Here is a 9499-nt window from a genome sequence, read left to right as displayed (position 1 = left end):
GGCAGTTTCCAAGTATATTCATAGATAAATCGTGCCAGTTCGATCGGTAACGGAGTATCGTCTGTTTGTAATAGCACCAGCCGATAGCGATGTTGGCACAGCGAGTAGAGATCGGCGAACTGCTCGTAGATGAGTTGCTGCTCCCACGGCGCGAGCGTGGCAACGAAGGTTAAGTAATTATCGAAGATGAAGTTGCCCTCGATACTGACGTTACGGATGGAATCGAGTAGCAGCGGAAACGGCGAAGCGATCGCATCGTTGGCGTTGGCGTAGCCTCTCCCTTGGAGAATCGCAACATTCAAACGCCACCGCTGGCAGTCGCTCAAGTGAGTACTGACGATCCATTCGCGATCGAGGGGGTTACAGCGCACCAAGATTATCTGGTGCTGGGTCATTAGTTGGGTAAGGTCTGGTGGTGACATTATCGGTTCTGGGATACTTCGGGTTCTGGGAGGGATCTTTCGGGAGTGCCGCCGCTTGATGGGACTCGCACAGCTTCTTTTTCGCCACGAGTCGGAACGCTAACGCCTAGAGAGTTAGCAGGGGCAGAAGCTAATTCAGGCGAATCGTTACCGATATCTGGAGTGGAGTTGGACATGCTACCACTTGGCGCATTGCCAGCAGTGGCAGCTAATTCAGGTGTGTTATTTTTGGTCTTCGGCTTGGGTTTGGGTGTATTAGCACCTAGCGAGTTGCCAATATTCGGCGTGGGGTTGGGCGCGTTTTCCTGAGTGAGTGGGAGATATTGAGGATCTTTCGATCGAACGGCTACTTCAAGTTGTTGGGTTTCTTTAACTAGTTGAGGGTCGATGCCTCGTGCCGCCAAGACTCGATCGAGTGCTTTAGTAACGTTAGGATCGTTAAGTTTGGGATCTGGCTTAAATTTCCCATCTTTATCGAGTTCGCCAACCCGAACAGGTTTGTTACCTTCACTTGGGGTAACGAAGATAGAGCGCGTTCCTTTAGTAGTTTGACGATTGAGCTTGAATGTTGTCCCCTCAATATTTATGCTTTTGTAGCTTTTTGGTTTGACTCGATCGAATTCCGACTTTAGAACTCGATCGTAAATGACACTGGAAGTCTGCTGGAAGTCTACATCTGTTGTCGGTTCGGCGCGATCGAGCGTTTTGGCGATCGGGGATTGGGGTGAGACTGTAGTAGCCGATTGAGGTGGTTCTGGTACTAATTCAGGTTTAGAATCGGTTCTGGAAACTTTAGCCTCAACATCTGGACTTGCCGACATCCGTTTGGCGTAATTCGTAAGGTCGGTCAGTCCCTTTTCATCTTTAAGTTTGATGCTACTTAACAGTTCGGGATCGCGATCGTAAGCACTGTAAGTTACCACCGCTCGATCGTCTGTTTCAAACAGCTTTTTCCCGTCATATTCAATTAGCAGGTTCTCTCCCCCTGCGATAGTAGTTCCCTCTTTGCCATCCATCAGATCGAGAATGGCTTGGGCATCTTTTTGGGAGAGAGTCTTTTCAATGAAATTATTAGTTGAGTCGTAGCCGTATAAAACCTCAGTTTGATTATTTATCTGCTTCGGTCGTTCTAAATCCAATTCGCGATCCACCCCCGCAACGATATCTGGTAGATCTTTAATTAATTTTGATTCATCTCCGGCAAATCTAATCTTTCCCTGTTTGGCAAACAGTTTAGAATCTTTAGATTGAATATCTATCCCGCCGCCTCGAAATTTCTGAAAGTTATATTTAGTGCCATTTACCTCTAGATCGCGCTGGAAGTATTTCTGATTTGCCAGGAGGCTATTTAACCGCTCGATCGATTGCTCCGCCTGTTGCTTAGGGCTGAGATCGGGATGATTAGAATCTTTTCGGGTAACTTTAAATCCAGAATCCATAGTTGCTTCGGGTGAATTTGTCCGAGATACTTTAACCGATTCGACAGCAGGTGCTTCGCGAGTTACTTGTAGCGATTTAGCTTTGTTCTTCTCCCGATTAGATAATCGAACTAATGCTGCCATCATATTAGCAAGTGCGCTAGCTCCTACCTGGTTGAGCTGTTGAGATAATCGTTCTGACTGGCTATGAATTTCCTGCATAAGTTAGAAAGGAGCTTGATGGCAAGTATTTTTCTTGTTGTATGCAACCAGAGCGCAAATATCATCAGTTTTAAATGCTTTTGGTCGCCCATCGATCGTCAAACTTGTGAGAATATAGTACTTTTTATCTCCTTCAATATCGAAATCGATACTGAACCCTGCTGCCTCTAAAGACTGTTCGATATCGCTACCAAACACACAAAAACGATCGACACCAGTTATCGGATCTGGTTCGATAAATATATTGCAAATATCTAAACTGCTATTCCAATCGACAATAGCCTGAACTCCTGACGGTGACAGATCGACAATTTCATCTTTGACAAAATGTGGCGGGACAAAATATAGTTTCTCTGGATCGAGCGGCAGACCTAAATATTCAGCTAGAGGACAGTCATAAAAATTAGCATATCCAGCTTTTTCGACGATATCGATCGCGTATTGTCCCTTTACATACAAAGGTTGCCCGACATACTCGCCATCATGCACGATCTCTTGTCCGTCACGATCGCACAGCCAGCCAAAAAACACCTCACATCGCTCGTTAAACTCACTTTCTTGATTTATATCCTCAAGTTGTTTGATGTGACTATTGTAAATAGCCATACCGATCGGACATTCTATTAAAGTGCGATTGGCAACCAAATCGTGGAAATAGATCGGTCGATCGTTTAAATGGATCGAGATATATGTTTGTGATAATAGCGGATCGCGATCGACATAAAAAGTACTGCCACAATCTAGGGCAAATAGACATTGCTTGTCGGTTCTAACGTAAATTCGATCGTAAGTTGATGGAGCAGTTAGCATAAATTCAAGGTGAGTAAAAATATGACAGCCGTAAGCCTAATCCCCGCCAACAGCTTGAGATAATATCTAGAGATTCGCGCCCGTAGCGGCGGGGATGGGCGGCGGCGGTCGGTCGGGCGACGATCTGTTGTAATTTAAGAGTCTACCGAGATCGGCATAAGTTAGGGGTTTGAGTTCGTCTTTAACCATTAAATCTGCGGGTATCAGGTATTTTTTCTCCTCTTCAATTCCATACTCAGTTATGTCGAAACCAGAAGCTTGAAAACAATTTATGAGGTCGCTACCAATAACATGTAATGGATTGGAATTAGATATTGAATCTTCTGTTACTGCGTCGTTACTTAATGGTAATAGCCGCTCTAGAATTTGCGTGTATCGTAATAATTCCTGGCTAAAATCGATTTGTGAGGAGCGCGATCGCTCGTTAATTATAAATTCTCGAATTGCGTTGTAATCTTCAACCGATCGCTCTTTAAAAGCTTTACTCTGCTCTGGATCGTAACTAAACTGATGAAGAAACGGGATGCTAACATTATCTTTATCCCCCGTCCCTGGAGATTGAATGATACATTTACCTTTGGGAAATTGAGCGATAACATGAGCTTCGATCAACGGCTTTTTATGTAACTGGTCGTTCACCGACCGACTGTTACCGCTATTTTTACCGAAGTTATAAGACTTAGAGTTTGACTTTAATTCGAGTTCTTCCTCTCCAAAAGCCTGCGAGAGAGCGCGTTCGGTATCCGGATCGCCAGGGTTAAACCATGCTTTAGTATTGCAATTAGTTAAAAAGCCTCTAGCTCGATCTTTGCCGTAGATAGCATCTAACTGACTGAGATATTGCGTACCGATGATAATGGACGAGCCGTTATAACGATCGACAGCCAACCATTTTAGAACGATGGGTAAATTCAGTAAATGGAATTCGTCGAGACTGACCACGAGTGGCTCTTGTCTCCCAGCTCTGAGGTTATAAGCGACGACTTGGTGGATTGCCATCGCAATCAATGGCACGGTACTAGCTACGTTGTCGGGATCGAGCGTGAAGACGACCATCTGCTTGCCATCGACCTTGAGCGGATCTTGAGGATCGAAACCTGGAAAAGTTGTTTTACCGCAAAAAGTCGAGAGATAATTGGGGATTACTAATGGAGCCAACATTTTAATCGCAGTGGCTAAAATACTGCCTTCGGGACCACGACCATCTTTACTTCTAGTCGAAGTCAGAATTGCAAACTCAGAGTAGATCCAAGGATCGATGGTGTCGCGACCATCTAGCAATCGCTTGGATAAGTTTGATAATTTGAGGATCTGATTCACCATTAAAATATTGGCTAGCAGTGGATCTCCTTCAATTTTCGCAACCCATTTAGCCAGTAAGAAGGCACCAGATAGAACCGAAGATCCCGCAGGATCGAAGAATGAGTCTTTTTTGGTGTCTTTCTCGCTGGTATTGTCGATGAGAACCGCTACGCGCTCCCGTGCTCCAGCAACATCTCGCTCGTCTTTAATCGAATCAAAAGTATTGAAAGTGTTAGAAATTCGATCGCCTGGAGCTAGCACCCTAACTTCGTAACCATGCCTCAGAGCCAGAGGAATTAATGTCTCAGATTGACCGCCACGACCTTTGCCATCGAATAAAGCGATCGACATTCCCTGGGCGATCGCCGAATGTAGGCAAGGATTGATGATATTGTCAGTCTTGCCACAACCAGTACCACCGCAGGTAAATAGCCCGCGATTGATTTCTGGAAACATGATATTCGTGCCAGACTTTCGCCCCAAAACCCGATCTAGGGAGCTTACTGGCGCACCGATCGGTTCGGTAATATAGTAGGCAGCATTATCGAACTTACGCTTGGCGATCGCCATTTTAGCCAGCTTGCGGCACCGTTGGATCTCGCATGGGGTCGCCCACCTTGCAGTAGCAGTTTTCCCTTTTTTCCCGTTTCTGCCGTGAATCGTACTGAGAATGACGAAAAGAACCCCTAGCCCCAGAATACTCATCAGGGAAGGATCGAACTTCGCTATTTTCGGAAACGGAATGGGGGTCTGGCTAACTTGGTTTACAGATTTCATAATCATCGATCGAGTTATTTAATGGTTGTCGGGTATTAAAGCAGCCTTTTTTATTAACAGATGAAAATGGGAACGATTTGTCTGGTAGGTCGATTAACTGCAATGAAGCGGCATGTTTATCGCGCTCGTCTACCACCACATGCAGGCAACCCGCTTTTCCACAAGTTTGAGGAAAATTAAACCGATAAATCGTGAACGTGGTTCCGCCACTTTCGATCTGCGCTGCGAGAAGCTTCTTAGCAACTTGTGAGGCAACAAAGCTTTTAGAAGTGTAAACACTGCGATCGACTAGTTGCTCTATTTCCTTGGTTGATTTGATATCTGTTGCGATCGAATATAAACCCTTCACCGGATCGTGAAATTTATCTTTAATCCAGTTGGCTAATTGGGTTGTCAAACAAACACCAATTACAGACAACAGTAAGGCTAATGGTAATATCGATTTGATTTTCTTAAAACTCCTCATTGAGGGTCTGACCTCCAGAATGGTTTTTTTAGACTGGATAACGGTTAGCAGTGGGTAATTTAGCCTGTCGATCGAAATAGATATTTAAAGTCGGACTATATGAGTTCTTAGTAGCCGACCCAAACAATGCTACTTTGTCATATCCAATCATCGATGTAGAAGGTGTTGTGAATGATGGGGTGGGGTTTGAAGCTACCACTGGAGGTGATGGAACCGATGGCGATGGAACCGATGGAATCGTTGGCGATGGAAATAATTTATTTGCTACGGGCTTAACCTTCATCGGTAGCAGCAAATTGGCTTGCTGTTCATTCGCTGGGAGCGGTAGGGGTAAGGGCAGAAAATAAGGTGTAGCTTGACGACCAAGAAGGAAAACATCGTAACAGATGCGGAAATTGAGTGTTTGTTGGATCGTTCCGCCTTTGACATTAGGGGACTCCGCAGACCACTTAGATCCGCAGCCATTAATCCCGATATATGGAACTTCAAACCCTGAAGGTTCCCGAAGCCCAGCGGCAGTAGTTATATCTCCGAGTAATCCTTCACCACCCTTGAGCCGTAAGCCAATTGGTGAAATCGTTCCGTTGTAAGGGTTTAAATCACTGTCGGAAGCTATAGCACTGAGTAGTTCGACTGCATCACAGTTTTTGCAAGGGGCGTTTGGCTCTTTGTTGCTTCCAGCGGCAACTTTGTCGCCATTAGCGACACTTAATTCTTTTTGCCCTGAATGGAGGAGATCGAATTTCATTACTACCATCGTGTTAGGAATGGCATCGATCTTGACAAATTTATCCCAAGTTAGATCGGAAACGCCAGGAAGATCGCTCACATATACTGTCAGATCGTCAGCATCTAGCGGCGGTTTGCCGATACCTGGATAGTCACTGTATGGAGTTGTCGTTACACCAGGGAGATTTGACGTTGGAGTAGCAGCTAAAACGTCCGCAGGTAGGGAAACTTTACCTAGAGGATTATTAGCAACATCACCGATAGATTTACTGGGATCGGCAGCACCCCAGCTCGGAAAAACATCTCCAACCTTTAATTTGGCAAGTTGAGGATTTGCCGCGACAACCGAGGCAAAAGGCAATTTGCCAAAAAAGGGTAGGGACGTTAATTTAGTGTTGGCAAAGGCATTTGGATCGCCCCCAGATGCAGTCTTCGCCGATTGTGGGGAATACTGACCTGCCCCCATCGTCGATGCAATCGCGCCTGGAACGGCTTTAGGAAGTGGGGTACCCGCAGTATACGAAAAGCTAGGAATTTGTGGTACGCGGGGATCGGCAGTGTAGGTTGCAGAAGTTGTCGTCGGCGGACTATTGGCAAATGTCGCCTGAGATAGAGCCTTTTTAACTGCGGTTATTTGCCCGTCACTCAGTTGAGGGTCACTAGTTTGAGCGCGAACAGGTAGTGCTAAATATTGCCCAACAAACAGAATAGATAATAAAAAAATGCGAAGCTTCATGTTACATGACCTCCTGAAAAATAGGGAATATATACTCTTTTAAAAACACGAAGATACTCAAACTGCCAGTGCAAATGTGATAACCAGCTACGCTGATAGTTGAATAAACCGCAGTTCTCATCGTGGCTATGAAAATCGCCCGACGGTTTTTGTGAAACCATTGTCCGATTGACTCCGAGCTATGTTGTCTAAAAGTACGACTTTGAATCATTTATTTAGCTTGTTGCTGATAATTAGGTTTGAAGTAGCGCAGCCCCCCATACAGACCAGTCATGACTCCATATAAAGCACCTAAGAAGGTGATAATTACAATCGCTTGAAGAGTAAAGAGTTGGATCTCTCGCCAATTTCTTCGGTTCATTTGGATTAGAGTTTATTACTACTTTTGCGACCGACTTGCGGCGCGATTACGCGATCGGAGATGGGATAGGTAACTCGCTGTTTATTGTAAAATCCTGTAGATCTATAGCTTGGTTGGCTGAGAATTGCAACAGGTGAAAATGTCATCACGCTATCGTCAACCTGTTTGACTTTGACTACATTCACCGTTAGAACGCGCTTTCTGCCCGATCGATCGTTGAGGATCACTTTGAGCGAACCATCATGATATCGACCGCTAGGACGGGCACTAATATTTAACAGAGAAGCGTTGACACATTTATTGTTAGTACACCCATCGGTAGTAATTACAAATGAATCGCGGAAGCGTTCGGGATTGTCAAAAAATATCCTTTCGATCCGGCGATCGGTTGCCGACCAATCGAGTAGCTGTCCGGTATTCTCCGATACATTGGCAATTACACTTTCTCTTTGTAGCGACACCGTGCCAGCCCTAGCAGGGAGGCTAGAAAGTAGAAATGAAAGTAGTACTAAAAGTGGAATTTTACTTAATAACATAATTACCTTGGGTAGTCTGTACTGTTATGGGTTGAGTTGGCGCGGACGGATAATTGGGGTTGAGAATTGGCGGTTGTGAAATTACTGCCTGACTTGGAGTTCCTGGGGGTTGAGTTGGAGTAGTCGTGAAATCGGGACTGGTGCCTGGAGGCTGAAGGATTACCGATTGAGTTGAAGTTCTCGGAGGTTGAGCTGGAGCGGTGGTGTAATTACGGTCGATCGCTTGAGGCTGAGAAGTTGGTTGAGCTGGAGCGGGGGTGTAATTAGGGGTGGTGAGGGCTGGAGGCTGAGAGGTTGCTGGCTGAGTTGGAGCAGAATAGAAAGGATTGGGTGCAACGACATCCGAGCCGCTGGAATTAATGACAGATTGAGTAGACATCGGATTTGGTGGTGTTTCTACAATTAATGAAGTAGCTGAAGCGTCCAACCGAGCGACTTTTGGTACTTGAGTGGGTGGATAATTTTGGGTCGAACTCGAAGTTTGAGGTGTGTTGTTGTTATCGATCGGGAGTTGAAAGGTTGCAGCTTGGGAGACATACACGCGCATGGGCGTACCAGGCAGCAAGTAGCCGACTTTGCTCATTTTCTGTAATTTGCTAGCGAGACTGTTAGCACGGCTGACTTCAGCTTGCGCTTGCGGACTAAAAGCTCCCTTAAATACAGCACCTAAAATATTGGGACTGCCGTTATTTTGAGTGGCAATCGTCGTGCCGACTCCCACGCTCACAGAACTGCTGTTGCCGCTGTTAATTAGAACGTTACCAATTTCAGCCGCGCCGCCGAAGATCGCAGCGCGGGTATCGGCGGCGGCAAGTTGCGAACCACTAACCTCTTTGATTTGAGCGAATAGAGGCTGGTTGTCGTTACCAGTGATGGCAAAGGCTCCAGCAGGAATATCGATCTGAGTATTACCATAAGTAACTTTTTTAGACACTGCCTGAATCATGCCGTTATCGGCAATCTGCAACTCAAATTCGATCGCGGTGCCGACGGGTAGATGCCAGCCACTACCGACCTCGATCGCTTTGTCGATCGTCACTGTTGCCAGAGCTTTTGAGTTTTGAGCTATACCGTCGCTGTTACCAATTAGGGTATAAAACGGTGTTACCAGCTTGCCAGACACTACTTGACCGACTGGTAAGCGCAGAATGGGCGACATTGCATTGCCTCCAGTAAGAGCGAGTGGTCGATCTGTGGGCTTGGTCGGAGTTGTATCGTTAGGAATACCACCATAATTAGATAGGGCTGATGCTTGTTCCCAATCTAATCTTGGTTGTTTGGGGACTGTAGACCGATTGGCGGTAACTGTGGGTTGGATTTGAGCTTTGGCAACAATCGGGCTTCTTGGGGTAATAGGTTCGGGTATTCTAGACGGTTGAGTCTTGGCAACGATCGTGTTTCTCTGAACGACTCTTGTAGGTTGAGGTGTAAAAGTCTTTGCTAAATTCCCATTTCGCTGACTTCGGAGTGTAGCTTGCTTTTGTCGCTCGTTGGCTGTTTCGGAGCGAGCTGCTAATAACTGCGATTTCTCCTGCTGGAGAGATTGGCGCAGTGATGCCAGTTGGGATGTTTCCTGTTGTCGAGATTGGCGCAGTGATTCTAGTTGGGTTAGTTCTTGCTGTTTCTGTTGTTGCAGAGATGCGAGTACAGCCTTATCTCGATCTGAAGACTGCATTTTGTCTATCGGTTTAGTTGCCGCAACGGTCGCGACCGGAGGAGT

The 9499-nt window shown here is 45.9% G+C and carries 8 protein-coding genes and 1 pseudogene; all 9 read right to left on the bottom strand.

Annotated features, from left to right (window positions below; all coding sequences use genetic code 11):
* A pseudogene (locus tag ACEW9J_RS04060) lies at positions 1-422 on the bottom strand (AAA family ATPase); the annotation flags it as partial.
* Positions 422-2062 (bottom strand): hypothetical protein, encoded by a 1641-nt coding sequence (locus ACEW9J_RS04055; protein ID WP_373543861.1) that lies wholly within the window; start codon positions 2060-2062, stop codon positions 422-424. The pseudogene ACEW9J_RS04060 and the gene ACEW9J_RS04055, both read right to left, overlap by 1 nt.
* 3 nt (positions 2063-2065) lie before the next feature.
* Complete coding sequence (locus ACEW9J_RS04050) at positions 2066-2872, bottom strand: hypothetical protein (protein WP_373543860.1); 807 nt, start codon at positions 2870-2872, stop codon at positions 2066-2068.
* A 66-nt stretch (positions 2873-2938) separates the two neighbouring features.
* Positions 2939-4951: a type IV secretory system conjugative DNA transfer family protein gene (locus tag ACEW9J_RS04045; RefSeq protein ID WP_373543859.1), complete on the bottom strand. Its 2013-nt coding sequence runs from the start codon at positions 4949-4951 to the stop codon at positions 2939-2941.
* Positions 4929-5417 carry a hypothetical protein gene (locus ACEW9J_RS04040; protein WP_373543858.1) on the bottom strand — a complete coding sequence of 163 codons (489 nt, stop codon included), beginning with the start codon at positions 5415-5417 and terminating at the stop codon, positions 4929-4931. The genes ACEW9J_RS04045 and ACEW9J_RS04040 overlap by 23 nt, the downstream gene beginning before the upstream one ends.
* A gap of 28 nt (positions 5418-5445) precedes the next feature.
* Positions 5446-6882, bottom strand: a complete 1437-nt coding sequence (locus tag ACEW9J_RS04035; protein WP_373543857.1) for a hypothetical protein — start codon at positions 6880-6882, stop codon at positions 5446-5448.
* A 211-nt stretch (positions 6883-7093) separates the two neighbouring features.
* Positions 7094-7243 (bottom strand): hypothetical protein, encoded by a 150-nt coding sequence (locus ACEW9J_RS04030; protein ID WP_373543856.1) that lies wholly within the window; start codon positions 7241-7243, stop codon positions 7094-7096.
* Between the two features lie 5 nt (positions 7244-7248).
* Positions 7249-7779 carry a hypothetical protein gene (locus ACEW9J_RS04025; protein WP_373543855.1) on the bottom strand — a complete coding sequence of 177 codons (531 nt, stop codon included), beginning with the start codon at positions 7777-7779 and terminating at the stop codon, positions 7249-7251.
* The coding region (locus ACEW9J_RS04020; RefSeq protein ID WP_373543854.1) for a hypothetical protein at positions 7766-9499 on the bottom strand (1734 nt) is incomplete at its 5' end. The genes ACEW9J_RS04020 and ACEW9J_RS04025, both read right to left, overlap by 14 nt.

Source organism: Chamaesiphon sp. (assembly GCF_041737865.1).
GTDB lineage: Bacteria > Cyanobacteriota > Cyanobacteriia > Cyanobacteriales > Chamaesiphonaceae > Chamaesiphon.
The sequence above is the reverse complement of the archived record's forward strand: the minus strand, read 5'-3'. Positions and strand labels throughout refer to the sequence as shown.